Consider the following 22,719-nt stretch of genomic DNA (forward strand, 5'->3'; position numbering starts at 1 on the left):
CGTGCGGTCAGGCAGTAGCGCACAGTAGCAGTGGGGGGTGGTCCGGAGGGCCTGTCGGCGCGGTGAGCCACCCGTCTCGGGGAAGGGGCGGTGAGGGGCGGTGAGGGGGTGGTGAGGGGGTGGGCGCGGCGCACCGCCCCCTACGGCAGCAGGCGGCGTTCCTTCGCGACGGCTACGGCGCCGGCTCGGGTGTCGACGCCGAGTTTGGCGTAGATGCGGCCGAGGTGGGTTTTCACGGTGGCTTCGCTGATGAAGAGGGCGCGGGCGATCTCGCGGTTGCCGAGACCGCGGCCGAGTTGGCCGAGGATGTCGCGCTCGCGGTCGGTGAGGCTCGGGCCGGCGGCGCCTCGCATCACGTCCATGACGCGGCTGGCGACGGGCGGGGAGAGGGCGGTGCGGCCTTGGGCGGCGGAGTGGATGGCGGCGAAGAGCTCTTCGGGCCGTTCGGCCTTGAGGAGGTAGCCGGTGGCGCCGGCCTCGATGGCGCGGGTGATGTCGGCGTCCGTGTCGTAGGTGGTGAGGACGAGGACGTGGACGCCGGTCGGCGCGATCCTGCGGGTCGCTTCGACGCCGTCGATGCCCGCGCCGAGCTGGAGGTCCATGAGGACGACGTCCGGCTTGAGCTTGGCCGCCATGGCGACGGCCTCCTCGCCGCTGCCCGCCTCGCCGACGACCTCGATGTCGGGGGTGCTGCCGAGCAGGGCGAGCAGCCCGGCGCGGACGACGACGTGGTCGTCGCAGAGCAGGATGCGTACGGACATCAGGGCTCCAGGGTGAGGGGGATGGCGGCGGAGAGGACCGTGCCCTCGCCGGGGGCGGATTCGACGGTGAGGGTGCCGCCGAGCTGCCGGGCGCGGACGCGCATGGCGGGCAGGCCGTGGCCGCGGACGCCGCCGGGGGTGTCGGCGGGGTCGAAGCCGTGGCCGTCGTCGGCGATGTCGAGGACGACCTGGTCGTCGAGGTAGGTGAGGGTCAGGGCGGCGGATTCGGCGCCGGCGTGTTCGCGGATGTTGGCGAGGGCGCCCTGGGCGATCCGCAGCAGTGCGGACTGCACCCGCTCGGGCAGCGGTACCGCGATCCCGTCGACGCGGAAGGCCGCCGACTCGCGGGTGGCGAGGCCGCGCAGCGCCTCTTCGAGGCCGCCGCCCTGGGCGAGGTCGGCGGGGGCGAGGTCGTGGACGAACCGCCGGGCCTCGGCGAGGTTGCGTTCCGCGATGGACTCGGCGGTACGGACGTGACGGCGGGCCGTCGACGGGTCGCTGTCCCAGGTGCGGTCGGCGGCCTGGAGCAGCATCTGCTGGCTGGACAGGCCCTGCGCGAGGGTGTCGTGGATCTCCATCGACAGCCGTTGCCGTTCCGCGAGCGTGCCCTCGCGCCGCTCGATGGCGGCCAGTTCGCGCCGGGTGCGGATGAGGTCGGCGATGAGGGCCCGCTGTCGTGCCGCCTGCCGGTCGGAGTAGACGAAGGCGCCGGTCGCGAGGGCGGCGACGGCCGGCGGGGCGACGATCAGGTTGGGGTCCCAGCCGCCGTGCGCGAGCTGCACCTGGGCGAAGACCACGAACGCGGTGAGCAGGGTGACCAGGCCGAGCGCGGCCCGCGCGGGGAGGGTGCGCAGGCCCGTGTAGAAGAGCGGCACCGCGCACCAGGCGAAGCTGGGCGCGAGGACGACGAGGACGATCCAGACGGCGACGACCGTGCCGAGCCAGGCGATCCTGCGCGGGGCCGCTCGGGTGCCGACGACCGGGCCGAGGAGGTAGAGGGAGGCGAGCGCGCCGGACAGGGCGATGATCCACGGGCTGCGCTCCTCCCAGGGGTGGCGCAGCAGGAAGCGGGCCAGCGAGGCGCCGAGGAGGAGGAAGAAGGCGCTGTGCATGACCCGCGCCAGCCATCGGGTGTCCGGGTCCCGGTCCTGCTCCGCCGGCCGTGTCACCGCGCCACCTCCTTGCCACCTGACCTGGGGTTATCTGTCCATCCTGGCCCGCGGGGACCACAGGGGCATCAGCCGATCGGCTGACCCGGCCGTCCTCCAGTGTGCGTGAGGAGGGCAGCCGGTACGTGGACCGGCGGGCCCCGGTCCCGGCCACAGGATGGATTCCAGAGCGAACGAACACCTTCCCCGCAGTGCCTCATCCTCACGCCTCACGGAGTCCGTCATGAAGAAGATCCTCTTCGGTGCCACCGCCGCCGCCGTCATCGCCGCCGGTACGTTCGGTGTCGTCTCCGCGAACGCCTCCGCCCCGGCCGCCGCCGCTCCGACCGCGATCACGGCCGACGCCGAGAACGGCAACCTCCAGACGTCGACGCACCTGACGATCGAGGCCGCGACCAAGGCCGCGCAGGCCGCGCTCGACGCCGCCGAGAAGGAGAACCAGCGCGTCTCCGTCGCCGTCGTCGACCGCAACGGCAACACCCTCGTCACCCTTCGCGGCGACGGCGCCGGCCCGCAGTCCTACGAGTCGGCGGAGAAGAAGGCGTACACCGCCGTCTCCTGGAACGCCCCGACCTCCGTCCTCGCCGGCCGGCTCGCCAACGCCCCGACCCTGAAGGACATCCCCGGCACCCTCTTCCTCGCCGGCGGCGCCCCCGTCACCGCCAAGGGCGCCCCGATCGCGGGCATCGGAGTCGCCGGCGCCCCCTCCGGCGACCTCGACGAGAAGTTCGCCCAGGTCGGCGTCGCGGCGCTCGGCAACTGAGCCGGTGGCGGCGCCCGGACCCCCCGCCGGGCGCCGCCGCCGTTCACGGGTGACCACGGTTCCTTCCGTACGCGCCCGGTTCGGGAGGGTGGCTGTTCCGTACGCGCCCGGTTCGGGAGGGTTGCTTAGGATCGGTACGTGACCCAGCGCCACCGGACCGGAGCCGTAGCCGTCCTCATCGCCCTCGCTCTGTGCGCGGGCGGATGTGCGGGGGCCACCGGTGGTGTCCGCGGCACTCCCGGGTCCGCGGGGCTGCGCGATCCTTACTTTCCGAAGCTCGGCAACGGCGGCTACGACGCGGTGCACTACGCGCTGTCGCTGGCGTACGACCCCGGCACCGGGCGGCTCGACGGCACCGCCGAGATCACGGCCCGCGCCACCCAGGACCTCAGTGCCTTCAACCTCGACCTCGACGGGCTGACCGTGAGCGGGGCGACCGTCGACGGCACCCGCGCCGCGTACCACCGCGCCGGGCACGAGCTGACGCTCCGGCCGCACGAGGAGATCCCCGCGGGCACGGAGTTCCGGGCCACCGTCACGTACGCGGGCGTGCCCGAGGCGATCACCGACGCGGACGGTTCCACGGAGGGCTGGCTGCGGACGGCCGGCGGGGCGGTGGCGGTGGGCGAACCGGAGGGCTCCATGACGTGGTTCCCCGGCAACCACCACCCCTCCGACAAGGCCGCGTACGACATCGCGCTCACCGTCCCGGCCGGCCTCGACGCGTTCTCCAACGGGGTGAGGACGGAGCGTTGGACGGGCGAGGACGGTCGTGTCACCAGCGTGTGGCACTCGGCCGAGCCGATGGCGAGCTATCTGGCGACGGTCGCGATCGGCCGGTACGAGACGGGCACGGCGACCGCGGATGCCGGTGGCGGGGCCGGTACCGGAAGTGATGCCGGGACCCATACCGATGCCGGGACTCATGCCGGGACCCATGCCGATGCCGGGAACGATGCCGGGCCCCCTCCTGATGCCGGGACCGGTTCCGGTTCGGGCGACGGTGACGGCGACGGTGACGGCGACGGCGACGGCGACGGCGACGGTTCCGCTTCCGTGCCCGTCCTGACCGCCGTGGAGCCGTCGGTCGCGGCGGGGAGTGCCGCGCTGCGGGACGAGATCCCCGTGATCCTCGGCCGGCAGGCGGAGCGTTTCGGGCCGTACCCGTTCTCCGCCGCCGGGGCGATCGTCGTGCAGGACGGGACCCTCGGTTACGCCCTGGAGACGCAGACGCGGCCCGTGTTCCCCGCCGCGTCGTTCGACCGGACGACCCTCGTGCACGAGATGGCCCACCAGTGGTTCGGGAACTCGGTCACCCCCGCGACCTGGCGGGACCTGTGGCTGAACGAGGGCTTCGCCACGTACGCCGAGTGGCTGTACGCGGAGCAGTACGAGAACGTCCCCGCCCGGACGCACTTCGAGCGGGCCTTCGCCCAGGACGCCAACTGGGCGTTTCCGCCGGCCGCTCCGCCCGCCGCCGAGAACCTCTTCGACGCGCCCGTGTACCAACGCGGTGCGATGGTCCTGCACAAGCTGCGCGAGACCGTCGGCGACGACGTCTTCGACGAGATCCTTCGCGGCTGGCCCGCGAAGTACCGGCACGCCAACGCCACCACGGCCGACTTCACGGCCTACGCGGAGGGCGTGGCCGGCAAGGACCTCGACGCGCTGTGGGACGTCTGGCTGTACGGCGACGGGCGGCCGGCCGGGCCCTGAGGCGGGCCGGGCGTCATCGACAGGACACCCCCTACGTCAGGGACCTGCGCATCACCACGCACGGGCGGCCGTGGGCGAGGTCGGGGCGGCGGTCGGTCTCCTCGTAGCCGAGGGAGGTCCAGAAGGCGAGGGCCTTCGGGTTGTTCTCCAGGACGGCGAGCTTCAGGCCGGTGCGGCCGGCGGTGCGGAAGCGGTCCTCGACGTACGTGGCGAGGCGGCGGCCGTGGCCCGCGCGCCGTTCGTCCGCGTGGACCATGAGGAGCCCGAGCCACGGGTCGCGGTCGGCCGGGTCGGGGTGGCGGCCGAGGGTGACGGCGACGGCCACGAGCCGGCCCTCGGAACGGGCGAGCAGCACCTCGGCGGTGGGCTGGGCGAGGTCGTCGGCGAGCGCGGCCGCGACCTGTTCGGGTCGGATGTCGGACGGGTCCGGGAAGTCGCCGGTGAGCTGCTGGAACTCCGCGTTCGACGCGTACAGCGCGGTGAGTTCGGTGAGCAGCGTCCCGGGGAGGGCGGCGCCGTCCTCCAGGGCCTTGGGGGCGAGGGTGTCGACGATCACGCGGGAAAGGGTAGAGCCCCGGCCGGGAATCCCGGCCGGGGCTCAACCGTCACGCGACGGATCAGAGGTTGACGCCGAAGTCGCGGGCGATGCCCTCCAGGCCGGAGGCGTAGCCCTGGCCGACGGCGCGGAACTTCCACTCGGCGCCGTTGCGGTAGAGCTCGCCGAAGACCATGGCGGTCTCGACGGCCGCGTCCTCGGAGAGGTCGTAGCGGGCGAGCTCGGCGCCGCCGGCCTGGTTGACGATGCGGATGTACGCGTTGCGCACCTGGCCGAAGTTCTGCGAGCGGTTGACCGCGTCGTAGATGGAGACCGGGAAGACGATCTTGTCGACGGTCGGCGGGAGGGCCGCGAGGTTGACGTTGATCTGCTCGTCGTCGCCACCGCCCTCGCCGGTGCGGTTGTCACCGGTGTGGACGATGGTCTGGTCCGGCGTCGACTTGTTGTTGAAGAAGACGAAGTGCGCGTCGGACGCGACCTTGCCGGCGGTGTCCACGCCGATCGCCGAGGCGTCGAGGTCGAAGTCGGTGCCGGTGGTGGTGCGGACGTCCCAGCCGAGGCCCACGGTGACGGCGGCGAGGCCCGGGGCCTCCTTGGTCAGGGAGACGTTGCCGCCCTTGGACAGGCTCACAGCCATGGAAAGTCCCTTTCATCGTGATGTCTTCGCCTGGAGAAACGCGTGTGCGGCCCCGGCGGTTCCCGTGCGGATTCCCGCCCGGTCTCCCGTGCGGTCGCCCGCCCGGTCTCCCGCAGCATTTCCCGCGGGGTTTCCGGTGAAAACAGGATGACTCCGATGGTCCCCTCCGGGGAACATGGAGGGCATGTCCGGTCCCTATCCCATCCGCGGCTCCGTCTCGCTTCCCGAGGCCGAGCTCCAGTGGCGTTTCTCGCGGTCGTCGGGGCCGGGCGGGCAGCACGTCAACACCAGCGACTCGCAGGTGGAGCTCCGCTTCGACCTCGCGGCCACCGAGTCGCTCCCCGAGGTGTGGAAGGCGCGCGCCCTGGAGCGACTCGCCTCCCGCCTCGTCAACGGCGTCGTGTCGGTCCGCGCCTCGGAGCACCGCTCCCAGTGGCGCAACCGCGAGACGGCGGCGGTGCGCCTCGCCGCGCTGCTCGCCGAGGCGACGGCCCCGCCGCCGAAGCCCCGACGTGCGACGAAGATCCCGCGCGGGATCAACGAGCGGCGGCTGCGCGAGAAGAAGCAGCGGTCGGAGACGAAGAAGACCCGGCAGTCCCGCGACTGGAGCTGAGCCGCAGCACTCGGGACGCTCCCGGGGCTCGCCCGGCGGGCCCTGCCCGGTTCCCCGGGCCGGACGGCGACACCCCGGGCCGGACGGCGACACCCCGGGCCGGCGACACCCCCTAGGACAGGTGGCGGTACTTCCCCTGGAAGTACGTCAGCGGGCCGTTCTTCGAGGACGGTGGCAGGGCGGCGGTCAGGACGCGGCCCACGACAAGGGTGTGGTCGCCGGCGACGACGCGGCTCTCCGTGCGGCATTCCAGGGTGGCGAGCGCGCCGTCCATCAGGAGGGCGCCGCTCTCCTCGCCGCGGGTGTGGGGGAGGTCGGCGAAGAGGAGGCGGTCGCTGACGCGGTTCTTCATGGCGAAGCGGCCGGCGATGTGCCGCTGGTCCTCGGCGAGCATCGAGACGGCCCAGACGGGGACGTCGGTGAGCAGGTCGTCCATGCGGGAGCCGTTGCGGAGGCTGACCAGGACGAGGGGCGGGTCGAGGGAGACCGACATGAAGGCGGTGGCCGTCATGCCGACGTCCTCGCCGCGCGGACCGTCGTCGGGGTCGTGCGCGGTCACCAGGACCACGCCGGACGCGAGGCGGGACATGGCCGCCCGGAACTCGTCGTTGCTCACCCCCTCAGCATGGGGGATGGCCAGGTCGGAGACGGGGGGCGGGGCGGGGGTCTTCTGCAGCACACCCGCACGCTATGCCGCTGCCCGCGCCGTCCGCATCGGGCGTGGGGACCAGTCGGGCACCCCCGCCGGACCTAGGCCCACCCCCTCCGCGCCCTATGGCGCGGGGCCTCAGGAGGAAAGGTGCGACCCGCCATGACCTGCTGTGACTTGAGTCACAGAGGCCAGTATTTGCTGACCCTGTGTACCGGGTGCGCAGCTCGCTGTGATTCAGTGGCAGTGACAGTGCAACACGTAGCCGATGAGAACCCTGGAGTTGCTGTCGAGGTCTCGGGGAGAGCGAGCGATGGAGACCGAGTCGGAGCCGTACGTCCGTCTCTCGACCCTGCGGCAGCTGCATCAGGTCGTGGCGGACCTCAACACTGCGCGCAGCCTGGCGGACACCCTGCAGACCGTCGCCGACGGTGTCGTCGCGGGTCTCAACTACGAGTTGGCCTGCGTCAACCTCGTCCGTCCCGACGGTGACCTGGTCGTCGCCGCGTTCGCCGGAAGCTCCGCCGCCGAAGCCCTGATCACCGGCCGGGTGGGCCCCCGCGAGTCCTGGGAGCGACGCCTGGCCATGGGGGTCGCGTGGGGCGATCTGCGGTTCATCCCGCACACCGAGGGCTGGGTGCTGATGGAGGACGACGTCCCCCAGTGGCACACGGACGGCCCGGCGCCCCGCTTCGAGGACGAGTGGCACCCGCACGACCGGCTGTACGCCCCCATGTACGCCTCGGGCTCCGGCCGGGAACTCCTCGGCGTCATATCCGTCGACCGCCCGCGCAACGGCAGGCACCCGGGCCCCTGGGGCCAGGAGGCGCTCCAGATGTACGCCTCCCAGTCGGGCATAGCCATCAGCAACGCCCGCCTCCGCTCCAACATGCAGCGCGCCCTGGTCCGCCTGGAGCGCGAGCAGCAGGCCCTGCGGGCCAGCGAGGAGTCCTTCCGGCAGGCCTTCGAGTACGCCCCCTCCGGCATGGCCATCGCCGAGATGGGCGGCGACCAGCACGGCCGGCTGCTGCGGACCAACGACGCGCTGTGCCGGCTCCTCGGGCGGCCCGCGTCCGCGATGCGGCGCTACTCCTTCGCCGACCTCGTCCACCCCGAGGACATCGGCACCCTGCTGCGGACCTCCGCCGAGGGCGGCCGGGCGGAGCTGCGGCTCGGACGGCGCGACGGGACGTACGTCTGGGTCTCCCTGCGCAACTCGGTCGTCGCCGACACCGCCGACGGCCCCCGCTTCCTCCTCACACACGTCGAGGACATCGAGGAGCGCAAGCGGCACGAGCTCCAGCTCGCCCACCGCGCCTCGCACGACGCCCTCACCGGTCTCCCCAACAGCGCCGAGCTGCGCTCCCGCCTCTCCGCCCGCATCTGCGAGCGTCCGTCGGCGCCCGGGGACGAGGCGGTGTACGGCGCGTACGACTCCGCGCGGGACGGCGGCTACGCGGCCGGCCACGAGGCCTCCTACGACACCGCGTACGACACCTCCTACGACTCCGGGTACGAGCCGCAGCCGTACGAGCACGAGCACGAGCACGGCTTCGGTTTCGAGCCGGCGGGCGTCGCCGGGCCGTACGACCACCACGTCCACGCGGTCGCGCCCACGGGCGGCGAGGTCGACGACGGCACCAAGGGGCTCGCGGTCCTCTTCTGCGACCTCGACGGTTTCAAGTCGATCAACGACCGGTTCGGCCACCACACCGGCGACGCCGTCCTCATCGAGGTCGCCCGCCGGCTCACCACCGGCGTGCGGGACGGGGACACCGTCGCCCGGCTCGGCGGTGACGAGTTCGTGGTCCTCGCCGACGGCCTCGGCGCCGCGGACGCCGCCGACCTGGCCGTACGCCTCCGCAACGCGATCATTCCGCCGATCCGGGTGGACGGGCGGGCGGTCCGGGTCGGCGCCAGTTTCGGTATCGGATGGGCCGAGTGCGGGATGACCGTCGAAGAGGTCCTGAACTCCGCCGACCAGCGGATGTACGTGGAGAAACGCTCCCGTGCCAAGGTCCATCGGCGGGCGGGCTGAGTCGCGCGCTCGCCCGTTCGGGGTAGGCTCGGCCGGTCGGCGACGGCTGGCGAGCATGGAGAGGTGACCCGGATGGCTGCCGGTAACGACGGCGCGAACAAGCCCGAGAACGACGATCCGTTCGGCTATCTCTACGCGGACGGCCAGGCAGCGGGCGCTCAGCCCCCGCAGGGCGGTGGCTACGGCTACCCCGGCCCCGCCCCCGCCCAGCCCGGCGTGCCCCGGACCTCGTACAACCAGGTCAGAACGGTCGGCGAGCGCCAGTACGGCCAGCAGCAGCCGTACGTCCCGCCGCAGCAGCAGGCCTCCTACGGCCAGCCGCAGGCGCAGTACGCCGCGCCCGAGACCTACGGCGGCGCACACGGCGGCCAGCAGACCCGCCAGTCCCCGATCCCGCCCCAGCGCGGCGGCGGCTCCGGCGGCGGCCCCAACACCAGGGGCCTGCTGATCGGCGCGGTCGCGGTCGTCGCGGTCGTCGTCGTCGGCATCACCGCCGCCGTGATCACCAACTCGGGCGACAAGGACAAGGACGGGCAGGCCGGCGGCACGCCGTCGACCGCGCCCTCCCAGGTCTCCGAACAGCCCAGCACCGAGCCCAGCACGGAGAAGACCCCCGAGGAACTCCCCAAGCAGGACGCGGCGACGCTGAAGCTCGGCGGCACCGCGGCGACGGAGACCGTCGTCAAGGGCGCCGAGGGCGCGGGCGGCGTGTACGTCTCGGGCTTCAACCAGGTCGGCGCCTCGGTGACCTGGAAGGCGAACATGCCGACGGACGGCAAGTACCGCCTGACCGTGCGCTACGCCATCCCGGCGGTGGACGCCAACGCCACCCTGACGGTCAACGGCAAGGCGAACACCCAGCCGATCGGTCTGAAGAACTTCATCGCCTCCTCGGACCCGAACCTGGAGAAGAACTGGCAGACCACTTGGGCGCCGGTCACCCTCCAGAAGGGCGAGAACGAGATCAAGATCTCGTGCGAGGCCGGCAACCAGTGCAACGTGCTGCTCGACTGGCTGGAAGTCACCCCGGGTTAGCCCGGCGCGGGAGGCGGGCCCCTCAGGGGGTCTCTTCCGTCACCTTTACGCGGGGCAGTAGGTCCGCGTAGGCGGCCGTGTCGAACTCTCCGGCCACCGGGGAGAGGACGGTCGCGGCGGAGAGCGCGACGGCCCGGGCGAGGCGTTCGGGCCAGGGAGCGCCGTCGACGAGACCCGCGAGGAGGCCGGCGACGGCCGAGTCGCCGGCGCCCGTCGGATTGCCGCGGACCGGGGTCGGCGGGGCCGCGTGCCACAGTCCCTCGGGGGTGGCGGCGAGGAGGCCTTCGGGGCCGAGCGAGGAGATCACCGCGTGGGCGCCGCGACGCCGGGCGTCGCGGGTGGCGCGGTGGGGTTCGCGGGAGCCGGTGAGCTGGGCGAGTTCGTCGGCGTTGGGTTTGACGAGGTCGGGGCGGGCGGCGATGCCGCGCCGGAGGGGTTCGCCGCTGGTGTCGAGGAGGACGGGCACGGCGGCGGCGCGGGCGAGCCGGACGAGTTCGGCGTAGGCGCCGACGTGGATGCCCGGCGGGAGGCTCCCGCAGAGCGCCACGGCCCGTGCCCCGTCGAGGAGTTCGGTGAAGCGGGTGCGGAAGGCGGTCCACTCGGCGGGTGTGACGGCGGGGCCCGGTTCGTTGAGCTGCGTGGTGTCGCCGGTCGCGGCGTCGACGACCGCGACGGTGCGGCGGGTGGGTCCCGCCGTCTCGACGAGCTCGTCCCGTACGGGCGTCGCCGCGAGGTGCTCCCGCAGGGTCGCGCCGGTGGCGCCGCCCGCGAAGCCGGTGGCCACCGTCTCGTGGCCGAGGGCGGCGAGCACCCGGGCGACGTTGAGGCCCTTGCCGCCGGGGCGTTCGATGACCTGGGTGACCCGGTGGGAGGCGTGCGGGACGAGGGCGGGGACCCGATAGGTCAGGTCCAGTGCCGTGTTGAGGGTGACCGTCAGGATCACCTGTTCCACCCCCGTACTCCGTACTCCTCGCTCCGCGCTCCGCGGGGAGGGTGTGGAACGACCGTTCCGACGGGCACTGATCATGCCAAACGAAAGGCGGTTGGCCCAGACCCCCGGCCGACCGCCTTCGCGCATGACTCCTGATCAGACCGTTGCGGCCGCCGTCGGGTCGACGATCCACTCGCCCTTGCGCATGACGCCCTTGAGGTCGAACGCGGCGTCGAGGACGACGATGTCGGCGTCCTTGCCGGGCTCCAGGGAGCCGACGCGGTCGTAGGCGCCGAGGAGGCGGGCGGGGGTGGCGGAGATGGCCTGGACGACGGACTCGACGGGGATGCCGTCGATGGTGACGGCGCGCTTGAAGGCGCGGTCCAGGGTGAGGGTGGAGCCGGCGATGGAGCCGCCCTCGACGAGGCGGGCGACGCTGTCCTTCACGTCGACGGCGAGTGGGCCGAGCATGTAGCGGCCGTCGCCGAAGCCGGCCGCGTCCATGGCGTCGGTGATGAAGGCGACGCGCTCGGGGCCCGCGTGGTGGAAGGCGAGCTCCAGGGCGGCGGGGTGCAGGTGGGTGCCGTCGTTGATGAGCTCGACGGTGATCCGCTCGTCCTCCAGGAGGGCGGCGATCGGGCCGGGCGTGCGGTGGCCGAGGGCGGGCATCGCGTTGTACAGGTGCGTGGCGACGGTGGCGCCGGCGTCGATGGCCGCGACGGTCTGCTCGTACGTGGCGTCGGTGTGGCCGATGGCGGCGATCACGCCGTGCTCGGCGAGGAGGCGCACGGAGTCGAGGCCGCCGGGCAGCTCGGTGGCGAGGGTGACCATCCTGGCCTGGCCGCGGCCTGCGTCGATGAGCTTGCGGACCTCGGCCGGGTCGGGGTCGCGGAGCAGCGTCTCGTCGTGGGCGCCCTTGCGGCAGGGGGAGATGAACGGGCCCTCGAAGTGGAGGCCGGCGAGCTCGCCCTGCTCGGCGAGTTCGGAGAGCAGTCCGGCGCGCTGCGTGAGGAAGTCCATCTCGCCGGTGACGAAGGAGGCGACGACGGTGGTCGTGCCGTGCAGGCGGTGGGTGTGGACGCCCTTGAGGACGTCGTCGGCGGTGCCGGAGGTGAAGGAGGCGCCGCCGCCGCCGTGGTTGTGCATGTCGACGAAGCCGGGGACGAGCCAGTGGCCGGTGAGGTCGACGGTCGGGGCGCCCTCGGGGGAGGAGCCCGCGATGCGGTCGCCTGCGACGATCACCCGTCCGTTCTCGACGATCCCGGTGGGCAGCACGACGTGTGCGCCGGCGAGAACCTTGTGATCGGCCATCAGGCGGAAACCTCCGAGTCGGTGGGGGGCTGGTCGGCGAGCAGGTCCCAGGCGAGGAGGCCCGCGCCCAGGCATCCGGCGGTGTCCCCGAGGGCCGCCGGGACGATGGCGGGCAGCTTCTGGAACGTGACTCGCTCCTCCACCGCGGCCCGGAGTGGTGTGAACAAGGTTTCCCCGGCCTCGGCGAGACCGCCACCGATGATCAGGGTGCGGGGGTCCAGCAGGGTGAGGGCGGTGACGAGTCCGTCGGCGAGGGCGTCGACGGCGTCCTGCCAGACCCGTACGGCGGTGGCGTCGCCGGATTCGACGGCCTTCGCGCAGTCGGCCGCGTCGGCGTCGGGGTCACCGCTCGCGGCGGCCCAGGCCTGGGAGACGGCGGAGGCGGAGGCGTAGCGCTCCAGGCAGCCGCGCTGGCCGCAGCCGCAGTCGGTGCCGCCGGGGCGGACGACGATGTGGCCGATCTCTCCGGCGTAGCCGTGGGCGCCGGCCTCGATGCGGTCGCCGATGCCGATGGCGCCGGCGATGCCGGTGCCGAGGGGCACGAAGAGGAAGCGGTCGGCGCCGTTGCCCGCGCCGATGCGGCCTTCGGCGAGGCCGCCGGTGCGGACGTCGTGGCCGAGGGCGACGGGGATGCCGTCGAGCCGGCTGCTGAGGAGTTCGCGCATGGGAACGTCGCGCCAGCCGAGGTTCGCGGCGTAGACGGCGATGCCGTTGTCGGCGTCGACGATTCCGGGGACGGCGACTCCGGCGGCCGCGGCGGGTTCGCCGTACCGCTCCTGGCCGAGTGCGTGGAGCTCTTCGGCGAAGCCGAGGATGGTCTCCACCACGGCCTCGGGGCCGCGGCGGCGCCCGGTGGCGCGGCGGGCCTCGTGGAGCAGGGTGCCGTCCGCCCCGACGAGGGCGGCTTTCATGCCGGTGCCGCCCACATCGAGGGCGATGACGTGTCTCACGAGGGACAGTCTGTCGCGCGACGACCCAAAAGGTCTAGTCCACTGCCGAGGATTGTTGCGTACGGATACAAATTCGAGCTCCGGGCCGAGTTGCGGAAGTGATACCCAAGTGGTGTAGACCTCATGCCCGGCCCGAGAGAGACTTACGGCCCTGCGAAGAGCGAACACTCCGCTCGGCGCAGCTCAACGACGAGCAAAAGGTGGATGAAGCCGTGGAGCGGCGACGATTCCTTGGACTGACCGCGGCCGCCGCCGCCCTCGGACTGACCGGCACGGTCGCCGGGTGCGGCTCCCTCGGGGGCGACTCCGGTGACGTGACCCTCAGACTGGTCGCCGCCGAGTACGACCTGACCGGTGGCGACTCCACCAAGAAGTACTGGACCGACCTCGTCGCCGCCTTCGAGGCGAAGCACCCCGGCGTCACGGTCGAACTCCAGGTCGAGTCCTGGGACGACGTCGACCGCAAGGTCGCCGAGATGGTCGCGGCCGGCAACGCCCCCGACATCGCCCAGATCGGCGCCTACGCCGACTACGCCGCCGCGGGCAAGCTCTACGCCGCCGACGAGATCCTCTCGATACCCGTCCAGGCCAACTTCCTCGCCCCGCTCGTCGCCGCCGGCGAGACCAAGCGGACCCAGTACGGCCTGCCCTTCGTCGCCTCCACCCGGCCCCTCTTCTACAACCGGGACCTCTTCGACCGGGCCGGACTCAAGGCCCCCACGACCTGGGACGAGCTGGCCGCGGCCGCCGAGAAGCTGAAGGGCGACGGCGTCCCCACCCCCTTCGCGCTGCCCCTCGGCCCCGAGGAGGCCCAGGCCGAGACCCTGATGTGGCTGCTCAGCGGCGGCGGCGGCTGGACCGACGCCACCGACCACTACGCCATCGACTCCGACGCCAACGTCCGCACCTTCGAGTGGCTCCGGACCCACCTCGTCGGCAAGGGCCTCACCGGCCCCGTCGCCCCCGGCAAGCTCAACCGCAAGGCCGCCTTCGCCGCCTTCGCGCGCGGCGACGTCGGCATGCTCAACGGCCACCCCTCGCTCGTCAAGGAAGCCACCAAGAAGGGCGTCAAGGTCGGCCAGGTCCCGCTGCCCGGCGCCGACGGCACGCCCAAGTCCTCCATGGGCGTCGCCGACTGGATCATGGGCTTCAAGCAGAACGGCCACCGCAAGGAGATCGGCGACTTCCTCAACTTCGCCTTCAGCGACGAGAACGTCCTCAAGTTCGCCGGTGACAACGACCTGCTGCCCGTCACCGTCAGCGCCTCCACCCGCATGGAGACCGACCCCGAGTACGCCAACCTGCGCGAGTTCCTCAAGGGCCTCCCCAACGCCCAGCTCCCCCCGGTCGGCAAGACCTCCTGGGCCAAGGTCAGCGAGAACGTCAAGCAGAACATCGGCAAGGCCGTCGCCCCCGACGCCAAGCCCGCCGCCGTCCTCGGCGCCATCGGCCGAGCGGCGACGGCGGCGGAGTCCGCCGAGTAATAGGTTGGTCGTATGACCGCGAGCGAGGAACGAGACCACGACGGCGGCCCGCCCCCGGACGGGGACGGGCCGCCCTCGGACGCCACCGGTCTCGCCCCGCGCGAGCAGGCGCTCCTCGCCCTCGAACGGCGCTCCTGGCCCGGCCCCGGCGCCAAGGAACGGGCCGTCCGCGAACGGCTCGGCCTCTCCCCGACCCGCTACTACCAGCTCCTCAACGCCCTCCTCGACGACCCCCGCGCCCTCGCCCACGACCCGGTCACGGTCAACCGGCTCCGCCGGGTCCGCGAGGAGAAGCAGCGGCGGCGCTAGAGGGCGGGGACATCGCCGGCTGTCCGCCGCGGCCATCCGCTCGCCGGGGTCGCCCGCCCGCCGCGGCCGTCCGCACGCCCGGTGCTGCGATCGGACGATTCGGCGCCCGCCGGGCGGCGTGGCGGGGCCGGGTTCGGCGGGCGGCGGCGGGGCCTGGGATTGAGTGGGCCGGTCCCCCTCGCTCCCCTCCTCAAGGAGCCGCCGTGACCACCGACGCCATGCTTCCCGCCGGCACCGTCCTGCTGTCCGACTCGTCCGCTTTCGGCTGCCAGGGCGGGGTGCACTTCTACGTTCCCGCGACCGGACTGCGGGGATTCTTCGCCCTCGGCGGCGACCTCGTGGGAGCCACCGGAATCGCCCTCGAAGCCGACGGCGACGTCCTGGTGACCAAGGACCGACACCATCCCGGCGGCGGCACGCTGCTGCGGCTCTCCCGGTCGCACGGGACGACGAAGCAGACGGTGGTGTCCTCCGACGGGAACCTCGTCAGCCCGATGGCCGTCGCCGTCGAGAGCGACGGCGGCATCCTGGTGGCCGACATCGCCGCCAAGGGCGCGGGCGCCGTCATCCGGATCCACCCCGTCACCGGGAAGCAGACCGTCCTGTCGGTGGGCGACGCCACGGGCGATCCCCTGTTCCCCTGCGGGCTGTGCGTGGAGGCCGACGGCGGCATCGTGACGGTCGAACAGGCCGGCCCCGTCCCGGAGCCCCCCGCACCCCAGGTGGTCCGGATCGACCCGGTCAGCGGCGCGCGCACGGTGATCTCGTCCGGTGGCAGTCTCCGCAGCCCCGTGGACGTGGTGATCGACCATGACGGGAACATCATGGTCGTCGACGCCAACGCGTTCGAGGGCTTCGTCGGCGGGGTGATCAAGGTGGACCCGGTGAGCGGGAAGCAGACCACCGTCTCCTCCGGCGGCGGCTTCGACACCCCCGCCGCCATCGCCATCGAGGCGGACGGCACCCTGCTGGTCACCGACAACAAGGCGCTGACCAGGGAGCCCACCGTGTTCCGGGTGGATCCCGTCACCGGCGAACAGCGCGTCCTCGCCATGGGCCCGCCCTTCACGTACCTCAGCGGCGTCAGGGTCGTCCCCGCCCACTGAGGTCCGCGAGCCGCGGGGTGACGCAGGCCCCGCTGACGCGGCGGCCGTACGTCGGTAGGGTCGGGAGCATGGTCAGCAGCCTCCCGCACCCGGCCACGTCCTCCGGCCGCGACGGTCTGGCCGCGCTGCTCGCGCGGCCGGCGAAGGCCGTCGTCGCCCTCGACTTCGACGGCACGCTCGCAGAGATCGTCCCGGACCCGGAGAGAGCCCGCGCGCACCCCGGTGCCGTGGCGGCCCTCGCCGCACTGGCGCCCGAGGTCGCCTCCGTCGCCGTGGTGACGGGCCGCCCCGCCGGGGTCGCCGTCCGCTACGGCGGCTTCGCCGGGGTGCCGGGCCTTGAGCACCTCGTCGTCCTCGGCCATTACGGCGCCGAACGCTGGGACGCCGTCACCGGCACCGTGCGAGCCGCCGCCCCGCACCCGGGGGTGGCTTCGGTCCGCGCCGAACTTCCCGGGTTCCTGGACCGGGCCGGTGCCTGGTCGGGGGTGTGGATCGAGGAGAAGGGCCGGGCGGTCGCCGTCCACACCCGCCGCGCCCTCGACCCGGAGGGCGCCTTCGAGGCTCTCAAGGGTCCCCTCGGCGAGCTCGCCACCCACCACGGGCTCGTCCTGGAGCCGGGCCGGATGGTCCTGGAGCTGCGGCCCCCGGGCATGGACAAGGGGGTGGCGCTCGCCGAGTACGTACGGGAGGTGGGTGCCGGGTCCGTGCTGTACGCGGGCGACGACCTGGGCGACCTGCCCGCCTTCGCCGCGGTCGAGAAGCTCCGCTCCGACGGCACGCCCGGCCTGCTCGTGTGCAGCGGCTCCGCCGAGGTCCCCGAGCTGGAGGAGCGTGCCGACCTCTCGGTGCAGGGCCCGCCGGGCGTGGTCGCGTTCCTGACGGAACTGGCGAGGGCGGTACGGGAAGCCGCGGGCTGAGGGCCGGGCATGCCGCGAGGGCGGTGCGGGGGGCCTGGGCCCCGCGTACCGCCCTCGCGGGTCGAGCCTGGATCAGTGCGCGGCCGGGTTGGTCACGCTGATCGTCAGGTCGTCGCCGGCGTCGCCGGTGACCGTGACGCGCACGCCGTGACCGGCGACCTTCACGCTGGCCTGCGGGGCCGTGGTGTCGTAGTACGCGTTGGGGTCGGTGTCGTCGAAGACCGGGATGCCGGGGACGGAGGGGGCGCAGGCCGCCTGCGTCTCGACGGTCTTGTTGCCGCCCTTGCCCACCAGGACCTCCTTGTGGAGGCAGGTCGCGTCGGTGGCCTCCAGGCCGAAGGTGGCGTCGAAGGGCTGGCGCCGGTTGGTGGGCGCGGTCCCGTCGGTGTACTTGAAGGGGGCCGGCCGGGCGTCGACGGCCATCGCCGAGCCGCCGCCGGGGTGGTTGCTGACGTTGTTGTCGTCGAAGGACCGGTCGACGTACCAGACGAGCAGGCCGTTCTGGTACCTGAAGTACTCGACCCAGTCGGGGGCGGTGACGCCCTTGCTGAACTGGTAGGGGCCCTCGGCGAGGAGCGCGTCGGAGCCGACGTACTCGCGGTTCTCCAGGAGGTAGTACCGCGGGGAGGTGGCCGTCTCGGTGCCGGTGGAGATCTTCCAGCGGCCCTGCGCGGTCCAGCCGTTCACGCCGTTCTCGACGTCGTCCGCCGCCAGGCTCGTACCGCCCGAGGCCAGGGTGATGTCGTCGAGGAACGCGCCGGCGAAGTGCACGCCGCCGTCGCTCTGGTAGCGGAAGCGGAAGAGGGACGGCTTGCCGGCGGAGTCGTACGAGTAGCGCAGCGTCGTCCACTTGCCGGCGGAGGAGCCGGAGACGGGGTCGCCGGTGCGGGCCCAGGTGGCGCCGCCGTCGAGGGAGTACTCGGCGAAGAGGTAGTCGAAGTCGGCCTCGATCTCGTACCAGGCGCTCGCCTTGACGGTCACCCTCGGGGCGGCCGGGACGGAGCGGGTGAGGGACTGGTTGAGGCCGTCGGCCGAGCCGGTCCACCAGGCGTGCGTGCCCGAGGTGGGCGTCGCGTAGGAGGTGCTGCTCGTCTTGTCCGGGAGCGCGACGCGGACCGCCTGGTCCTTGCCGGTGACCTGGAGCTGCGCCGGGTTCAGGGTGTACGTGCCGTCGGCGCCGAGCGGGGCGTCGCTGTAGTCCAGCCAGCCGAGGAAGAGCTTCTCCTCGGCGCCCATGAGGCCCGGGTGGGTGCCGATGCCCGCGTTCGCGGCGGCGCCGTGGCTCAGCCAGGAGCCGGAGCTCATCAGGGTCCAGAAGGCGGTGGAGTTCTCGCCGCCGTCCGTGTCGTAGTAGTCCGGCAGGCCGAGGTCGTGGCCGAACTCGTGGCAGAAGACGCCGAGTCCGCCGTTCTCGCCCTCGGTGGTGTAGTCGCCGAGCCAGTACTTCGACTGGCCGATGCGGGCGCCGCCGCCCTTGTTCTGGGTGCCGGAGACGTCGGGGCCGGTGAGGCCGTAGTCGTCGCCGTTCACGAACCAGCGGTGCGACCAGATGGCGTCCTCGCCCTGCGCGCCGCCGCCGGCGTCCTCGCCCATGCCGGCGTGCACGGCCTGGAAGTGGTCGATGTAGCCGTCGGGCTCGTCGAAGTTCCCGTCGTGGTCCCAGTCGTTGCGGTCCCAGACGTCGAACTGCGCGAGGTAGGCGTCGATCTCGGCGGGCGACTTGCCGGCCGCGGTCTGCGCGTTCCACCAGGCGTCGCCGGTGTCCTGGATGAAGGCCCACGAGCCTCCGGTGTCCTCGACGGCGTTGTCGCCGTAGGTGGAGGCGTTGCCGGGGACCTTGACCCAGTCCTCGACCGTGTTGGTCACCGAGTAGCGGCCGCCGGACAGCTTCTCGTAGTACGTCTTCATCGATTCGCCGGAGCCGTTGAAGAGGTTCTCGTAGTAGGGCTTCGAGAAGTCGGCGGTCCAGGCGTTGGAGTTGTCCTGGGTCCGGTCGGGCTGGGGAATCCGGTTGTGCAGCGGCCCGGGGACGGTGCCGAGCTTGCCCGAGCCCTGGTCGCCGAATTCGGAGAGGATCGTGAAGATCTTCTCCTGGCGGTCGGCGGTGGTGGTCTCGGTCTCGACGAACTTGCCGTCGGCGACCTCGACGACGCCCTCGGCGTTCGCCTTCGCCTTGCCCTTGGCGATCAGGTCGATCGCCTTCTCCCGGAGCTCGGTGCGCTGCTTGGTGAGCGGTCCGGGGCGGTTGTCCGACCGGTGGGCCTGCGCGCCCGCCGGCGCGGCGTCCTTGGCTTCCTGCGCGGCGGCGGGGACGAGCCCCGCGGCGAGGAGTGCGGTGAGCGCCGACCCGAGGGTCATGCCCACGACAATCTTCTTCACGTTTTTTGCGATCCTTCCGCTTGCCTCATGTGCCTCATGGGGAAAAACGGATCGCCTGGGGGAACGATCGCCGCAGAGTCTGACACGAGACGACCTCTCAGGGGAGAGGTCGTCCCGATTATCGGAGGAGAAGATTCACCGCCCGCGTCGGATCCTCCGCCCGCAGGACGCGGGGGAACCCGCTAGCCCTCGGTCCCGAGTGCGTCCAGCTGGTCCAGGAACCAGCGCTGCGGGGGAAGGGCCGTGGCGGCTGCCGCGAGGCGTTTCGCCTGGTCGGCGCGTTCGGCAGGGGACATGGAGAGGGCGGTGTGGAGGGCTTCGGCGGTTTGGGAGACGTCGAACGGGTTGACGGTGAGGGCGTCGGCGTGGAGTTCCTCGTGGGCGCCGGCCTCGCGGGAGAGGACGAGGGCGCAGCCGGACTCGGAGACGACCGGTATTTCCTTGGCGACGAGGTTCATGCCGTCGCGGACGGGGTTGACGAGGGCGACGTCGGCGAGGCGGTAGGCGGCGAGGGAGCGGGTGAAGTCGTCCTTCACGGAGACGAGGACCGGTTGCCAGTCGGGCGTGCCGAACTCGGCGTTGATCTCGTCGGCAAGCTCCCGTACGGCGGCCGTGTACGACCGGTAGGACTCCAGGTCCTGGCGGGAGGGGTAGGCCGAGGCGAGGTGGACGACGCGGTCGCGCCATTCGGGGTGGGTGGTGAGGAGCTCGCGGTAGGCGAGGAGGCCGCGGAGGATGTTCTTGGAGAGCTCGGTGCGGTCGACGCGGACGATGGTCCTGCGGTCGCCGACCTCCTCGCGGAGCCGCGCCAGCCGTTCGTCCACCTCGGGGCGGTGAGCGAGCGCCCGGAGCTCCTCGCCGTCGACGCCCAGGGGGTACGCCGCCACCCGGGTGCTGCCGAGGCCGCCGGACTCGTCCGCGCAGGCCTCGAAGGCGGATGCCCAGATCCGGGTGTGGAAGCCCAGCCGGTCGGCGCCGAGCATGCCCCGCAGGAGTTCCTCGCGGATGTCGTCGGGGAGCATGCGCAGATAGGCGGGGGACGCCCAGGGCGTGTGCGTGAAGTGGGAGATGCGCAGGTCGGGGCGGAGGGCGCGGAGCTGCCCGGGGACGAGGGCCAGGTGGTAGTCCTGGACGAGGACCGCGGCGCCTTCGTCGGCTTCGGCGGCGAGGGCGTCCGCGAAGGCCTGGTTGTAGGCGCGGTACGAGTCCCAGCGGCGGCGGAACGCGGCGTCGAAGACGGGTTCGCGGGGGATGTCGTACAGGTGGTGGTGGAGGAACCAGAGCACCGAGTTCGCGATGCCGTTGTACGCGTCGCCGTAGACGTCCGGGGGGATCTCCAGCATGCGGACGCCGGGCTCGCCGGTGCCGCGGCGGACGGCCTCGCGGTCGCCCTCTCCGAGTGCCGCGCACACCCACAGGCTCTCCTGGGCGGACACGGCGCTCAGCCCCGAGACCAGGCCGCCGCCGCCCCTGCGGGCGTCGAGCGAGCCGTCGGCGCCGAGGACGTACGAGACGGGGCCCCGGTTGGATGCCACGAGCACAGTAGCCATGTGGCGAACCTAGCCCGTCCCGTAAACGCTCAAACGTACGTATACGAGACAGGCTGATTCGGCCACGCTCAGTCGTCGCAGGTCAGCGGTTCGGGCAGGGGCGCGGCCAGCGGTTTCGGCGGCCGGCCCGTCAGTCGCGCCGGCTGCCGCGCAGGGCCGCCTTCGCCACCAGGCCGGTCGCCGCGAGGGCCACGGCGAGGGCGCCGAGCAGCCAGAGGCGCTCGCCGTTGCCGCCCGTCTCCGCCATGGAGCCGGAGGAGGAACGGCCGCCCTGCGGGCCGGGGGCCGGGGGAGCGGGGCGGACCGGGGCCGTCGTGGACGGGACGGGGGCGGGGGAGGACGGTGCGCCGGACGCGGTCGGCTCCGGCGGGGTCGGGCTCGGCGGGGGGTCCGACGGGGTGGGCTTCGAGGACGCGCCGGGCTCGGGGAGGTCGAGGACCGGGGCCGCGGCGCAGGTCGGGTCCTCGCTGCCGTCTCCGCAGGGGGAGCGGGGGGGCTCGACCTCGACCGCGTCGCGGAGCCGGCCGTCGCCGGCGGGCGGGTTCTTGATCTTCGCGATCTCCAGGTCGGGGACCGGTGCGGAGAAGGCGAGGGCGGACGGCACGTAGGTGTCGCCCTTGGTGGAGAAGGTCAGGTCGGCCGAGGTCGCGCCGGGCGGGACGGCGCCCGCGGGGACGTCGAAGGCCTTGGCGTCGATGCCGAGGTCGCCGGTCGGCTTGGGGGAGACGGCGCCGTCGTTCCCGCCGACGAAGAAGTTGTCGGTGTCGCCGGTGGAGGGCTCGGTGACGTTCTTGCCGTCGACGAGGAACCTGTCACCCGGGGTGTTCCGGTCGCCCTCGTAGGCGGTGACGCTCGCCCGTACGGTGCCGGGGCCGCGGTGGAAGCCGTCCACGGTGATCGTGGTGGCGGGCGAGGTGGAGCGCTGGAGGACGTGGCCGCCGTAGACGTGGACGCTCCGGCGCTCGGGGGCGTGGACCGGGTCGGGCGCCGGGAACCTGTGGACGACGGTCAGGGACCAGCCCGCCACGCAGCCCTTGCCGTTCGGCGCCCAGACGCCGCCGACCGCGATCCGCGCGTCCGTGCCCGAGACGCCCTTGAACGCGGCGGTCACGTCCGACTCGCCCGTGTAGTAGTGCGGGCCGCCGGTGTCCGACGGGTCGACGACCATGCTGTCGATCGAGACCGGGAGGGCGGCGCGCGCCCCGACCTTGATCACCGGGGCGGTCGTCGCCGGGTCGCCGGGCGAGGGGGCGACGTCCGCGCCGGAGACGTCGCAGCGCTTGAGCAGCGCGCCGCTCGGGCCCTTGTACGTGCCGTCGTTGCCGCCCCAGAACAACCGGGCGTACGCGACCTCCGCGCCGGCCGGGACGACGACGTGCCCGGTGCTCGAACCGTGGCCGGGCGGCGTGCCCGCCGCCAGGCCGGCGGCGTCGACGCGCCGCATCACGAAGGTGCTGTCGTCGTCGGCGCCCTGGCCGCTCGCCGCCGTCGCGCAGCGGGCGGCCAGGTCGGCGGGGGCGGTGGGACAGCCCATGACCGTGTTGCCGATGGTGGTGAAGTCGCCGTACAGCGAATCGCCGTACCGCTCGCCGAAGGGCTCGACCACGTCCGCGGCGGCGGGTCCGGCCGCCGTGAACGCGAGCGAACCCGCCGTCAGGCCGATGGCCGCCAGCACTCTGCCCAGGTGATGTCGTCTGAAGCGCATAAAAGGGCAATGTAGGTAAAGCGGATCATCGTAGGGCGTAACGCCACGCGGTGAAGCCGCGCCGCGGGCGCGCGGCCCGCCCCGGCCGCCCAGGCACCCCGCGGCGCCCGGCCGCCACGGGCAGTCAGGCACCCCCGCGG

The 22,719-nt window shown here is 72.9% G+C and carries 20 protein-coding genes; 9 read left to right on the forward strand and 11 right to left on the reverse strand.

Features of this window, described 5'->3' with window-relative positions; all coding sequences use genetic code 11:
* Positions 1–140: 140 nt before the first annotated feature.
* Together MRBLMG1_RS16250 and MRBLMG1_RS16255 are read right to left on the reverse strand one after the other, a co-directional pair.
* Entirely contained in the window at positions 141–761 is a 621-nt protein-coding gene (locus MRBLMG1_RS16250; protein WP_017242455.1) for a response regulator, read from the reverse strand.
* Complete coding sequence (locus tag MRBLMG1_RS16255) at positions 761–1,930, reverse strand: sensor histidine kinase (RefSeq protein ID WP_367824721.1); 1,170 nt, start codon at positions 1,928–1,930, stop codon at positions 761–763. Before MRBLMG1_RS16255 ends, MRBLMG1_RS16250 begins: the two co-directional genes overlap by 1 nt.
* Before the next feature lie 223 nt (positions 1,931–2,153).
* Between MRBLMG1_RS16255 and MRBLMG1_RS16260 the strand changes: the two genes are divergently transcribed.
* On the forward strand, positions 2,154–2,693 hold the full coding sequence (locus MRBLMG1_RS16260) for a GlcG/HbpS family heme-binding protein (RefSeq protein WP_367824722.1): 540 nt from the start codon (positions 2,154–2,156) through the stop codon (positions 2,691–2,693).
* 138 nt (positions 2,694–2,831) lie between these two features.
* Complete coding sequence (locus tag MRBLMG1_RS16265; RefSeq protein WP_367824723.1) at positions 2,832–4,409, forward strand: M1 family metallopeptidase; 1,578 nt, start codon at positions 2,832–2,834, stop codon at positions 4,407–4,409.
* Between the two features lie 31 nt (positions 4,410–4,440).
* Here the strand turns inward: MRBLMG1_RS16265 and MRBLMG1_RS16270 are convergent, their stop codons facing one another.
* Both MRBLMG1_RS16270 and MRBLMG1_RS16275 read right to left on the reverse strand, forming a co-directional pair.
* Positions 4,441–4,965: a GNAT family N-acetyltransferase gene (locus MRBLMG1_RS16270; RefSeq protein ID WP_367824724.1), complete on the reverse strand. Its 525-nt coding sequence runs from the start codon at positions 4,963–4,965 to the stop codon at positions 4,441–4,443.
* A gap of 61 nt (positions 4,966–5,026) precedes the next feature.
* Entirely contained in the window at positions 5,027–5,602 is a 576-nt protein-coding gene (locus tag MRBLMG1_RS16275) for a TerD family protein (protein ID WP_367824725.1), read from the reverse strand.
* 175 nt (positions 5,603–5,777) lie between these two features.
* On the opposite strand from MRBLMG1_RS16275, the gene arfB reads away from it, so the two are divergent.
* Positions 5,778–6,215, forward strand: a complete 438-nt coding sequence (arfB, locus tag MRBLMG1_RS16280; RefSeq protein ID WP_367824726.1) for an alternative ribosome rescue aminoacyl-tRNA hydrolase ArfB — start codon at positions 5,778–5,780, stop codon at positions 6,213–6,215.
* 112 nt (positions 6,216–6,327) lie between these two features.
* On the opposite strand, the gene MRBLMG1_RS16285 is transcribed toward arfB, so the two are convergent.
* Complete coding sequence (locus MRBLMG1_RS16285; RefSeq protein ID WP_367824727.1) at positions 6,328–6,894, reverse strand: flavin reductase family protein; 567 nt, start codon at positions 6,892–6,894, stop codon at positions 6,328–6,330.
* A gap of 283 nt (positions 6,895–7,177) precedes the next feature.
* Here MRBLMG1_RS16285 and cdgB point away from each other — a divergent pair, with 283 nt between their 5' ends.
* Together cdgB and MRBLMG1_RS16295 are read left to right on the forward strand one after the other, a co-directional pair.
* Entirely contained in the window at positions 7,178–8,902 is a 1,725-nt protein-coding gene (cdgB, locus tag MRBLMG1_RS16290; protein ID WP_367824728.1) for a diguanylate cyclase CdgB, read from the forward strand.
* 72 nt (positions 8,903–8,974) lie between these two features.
* Positions 8,975–9,937: a CBM35 domain-containing protein gene (locus MRBLMG1_RS16295; RefSeq protein WP_367824729.1), complete on the forward strand. Its 963-nt coding sequence runs from the start codon at positions 8,975–8,977 to the stop codon at positions 9,935–9,937.
* A 22-nt stretch (positions 9,938–9,959) separates the two neighbouring features.
* On the opposite strand, the gene MRBLMG1_RS16300 is transcribed toward MRBLMG1_RS16295, so the two are convergent.
* The 3 genes from MRBLMG1_RS16300 to MRBLMG1_RS16310 form a co-directional block, all read right to left on the reverse strand.
* Complete coding sequence (locus MRBLMG1_RS16300; RefSeq protein ID WP_367824742.1) at positions 9,960–10,880, reverse strand: 1-phosphofructokinase family hexose kinase; 921 nt, start codon at positions 10,878–10,880, stop codon at positions 9,960–9,962.
* 144 nt (positions 10,881–11,024) lie between these two features.
* Positions 11,025–12,179, reverse strand: a complete 1,155-nt coding sequence (gene nagA, locus MRBLMG1_RS16305) for an N-acetylglucosamine-6-phosphate deacetylase (RefSeq protein WP_367824730.1) — start codon at positions 12,177–12,179, stop codon at positions 11,025–11,027.
* Positions 12,179–13,129 carry an ROK family protein gene (locus tag MRBLMG1_RS16310; RefSeq protein WP_367824731.1) on the reverse strand — a complete coding sequence of 317 codons (951 nt, stop codon included), beginning with the start codon at positions 13,127–13,129 and terminating at the stop codon, positions 12,179–12,181. The genes nagA and MRBLMG1_RS16310 overlap by 1 nt, the downstream gene beginning before the upstream one ends.
* A 200-nt stretch (positions 13,130–13,329) precedes the next feature.
* Between MRBLMG1_RS16310 and MRBLMG1_RS16315 the strand changes: the two genes are divergently transcribed.
* The 4 genes from MRBLMG1_RS16315 to otsB all read left to right on the forward strand — a co-directional run bounded on the left by MRBLMG1_RS16315 (position 13,330) and on the right by otsB (position 16,945).
* Positions 13,330–14,613 (forward strand): extracellular solute-binding protein, encoded by a 1,284-nt coding sequence (locus tag MRBLMG1_RS16315; RefSeq protein ID WP_367824732.1) that lies wholly within the window; start codon positions 13,330–13,332, stop codon positions 14,611–14,613.
* A 12-nt stretch (positions 14,614–14,625) separates the two neighbouring features.
* Positions 14,626–14,922 (forward strand): DUF3263 domain-containing protein, encoded by a 297-nt coding sequence (locus tag MRBLMG1_RS16320; RefSeq protein WP_367824733.1) that lies wholly within the window; start codon positions 14,626–14,628, stop codon positions 14,920–14,922.
* A gap of 203 nt (positions 14,923–15,125) precedes the next feature.
* A complete protein-coding gene (locus MRBLMG1_RS16325) occupies positions 15,126–16,028 on the forward strand; it encodes a hypothetical protein (RefSeq protein WP_367824734.1) in 903 nt (300 codons plus the stop codon).
* A 68-nt stretch (positions 16,029–16,096) separates the two neighbouring features.
* Complete coding sequence (otsB, locus tag MRBLMG1_RS16330) at positions 16,097–16,945, forward strand: trehalose-phosphatase (protein ID WP_367824735.1); 849 nt, start codon at positions 16,097–16,099, stop codon at positions 16,943–16,945.
* Positions 16,946–17,017: 72 nt separating this feature from the next.
* Here the strand turns inward: otsB and MRBLMG1_RS16335 are convergent, their stop codons facing one another.
* From MRBLMG1_RS16335 to MRBLMG1_RS16345, 3 genes are all read right to left on the reverse strand, one after another.
* Positions 17,018–19,324 carry an immune inhibitor A domain-containing protein gene (locus tag MRBLMG1_RS16335; protein WP_367824736.1) on the reverse strand — a complete coding sequence of 769 codons (2,307 nt, stop codon included), beginning with the start codon at positions 19,322–19,324 and terminating at the stop codon, positions 17,018–17,020.
* Between the two features lie 182 nt (positions 19,325–19,506).
* On the reverse strand, positions 19,507–20,874 hold the full coding sequence (locus MRBLMG1_RS16340; protein WP_367824737.1) for an alpha,alpha-trehalose-phosphate synthase (UDP-forming): 1,368 nt from the start codon (positions 20,872–20,874) through the stop codon (positions 19,507–19,509).
* Positions 20,875–21,004: 130 nt separating this feature from the next.
* Entirely contained in the window at positions 21,005–22,579 is a 1,575-nt protein-coding gene (locus tag MRBLMG1_RS16345) for a hypothetical protein (RefSeq protein WP_367824738.1), read from the reverse strand.
* Between the last annotated feature and the right edge of the window lie 140 nt (positions 22,580–22,719).

Origin of the sequence: Streptomyces sp. LMG1-1-1.1 (assembly GCF_040815545.1) — a bacterium.
Classification (GTDB): Bacteria; Actinomycetota; Actinomycetes; order Streptomycetales; family Streptomycetaceae; genus Streptomyces.

What these genes read in the sequence shown, in the direction of transcription:
- MRBLMG1_RS16340 (WP_367824737.1), bottom strand. Translation starts at nt 20,874, where the DNA reads ATGGCTACTGTGCTCGTGGCATCCAACCGGGGCCCCGTCTCGTACGTC.
- MRBLMG1_RS16295 (WP_367824729.1), top strand. Translation starts at nt 8,975, where the DNA reads ATGGCTGCCGGTAACGACGGCGCGAACAAGCCCGAGAACGACGATCCG.
- MRBLMG1_RS16260 (WP_367824722.1), top strand. Translation starts at nt 2,154, where the DNA reads ATGAAGAAGATCCTCTTCGGTGCCACCGCCGCCGCCGTCATCGCCGCC.
- MRBLMG1_RS16345 (WP_367824738.1), bottom strand. Translation starts at nt 22,579, where the DNA reads ATGCGCTTCAGACGACATCACCTGGGCAGAGTGCTGGCGGCCATCGGC.
- MRBLMG1_RS16275 (WP_367824725.1), bottom strand. Translation starts at nt 5,602, where the DNA reads ATGGCTGTGAGCCTGTCCAAGGGCGGCAACGTCTCCCTGACCAAGGAG.
- cdgB (WP_367824728.1), top strand. Translation starts at nt 7,178, where the DNA reads ATGGAGACCGAGTCGGAGCCGTACGTCCGTCTCTCGACCCTGCGGCAG.
- MRBLMG1_RS16320 (WP_367824733.1), top strand. Translation starts at nt 14,626, where the DNA reads ATGACCGCGAGCGAGGAACGAGACCACGACGGCGGCCCGCCCCCGGAC.
- otsB (WP_367824735.1), top strand. Translation starts at nt 16,097, where the DNA reads ATGGTCAGCAGCCTCCCGCACCCGGCCACGTCCTCCGGCCGCGACGGT.
- MRBLMG1_RS16250 (WP_017242455.1), bottom strand. Translation starts at nt 761, where the DNA reads ATGTCCGTACGCATCCTGCTCTGCGACGACCACGTCGTCGTCCGCGCC.
- arfB (WP_367824726.1), top strand. Translation starts at nt 5,778, where the DNA reads ATGGAGGGCATGTCCGGTCCCTATCCCATCCGCGGCTCCGTCTCGCTT.
- nagA (WP_367824730.1), bottom strand. Translation starts at nt 12,179, where the DNA reads ATGGCCGATCACAAGGTTCTCGCCGGCGCACACGTCGTGCTGCCCACC.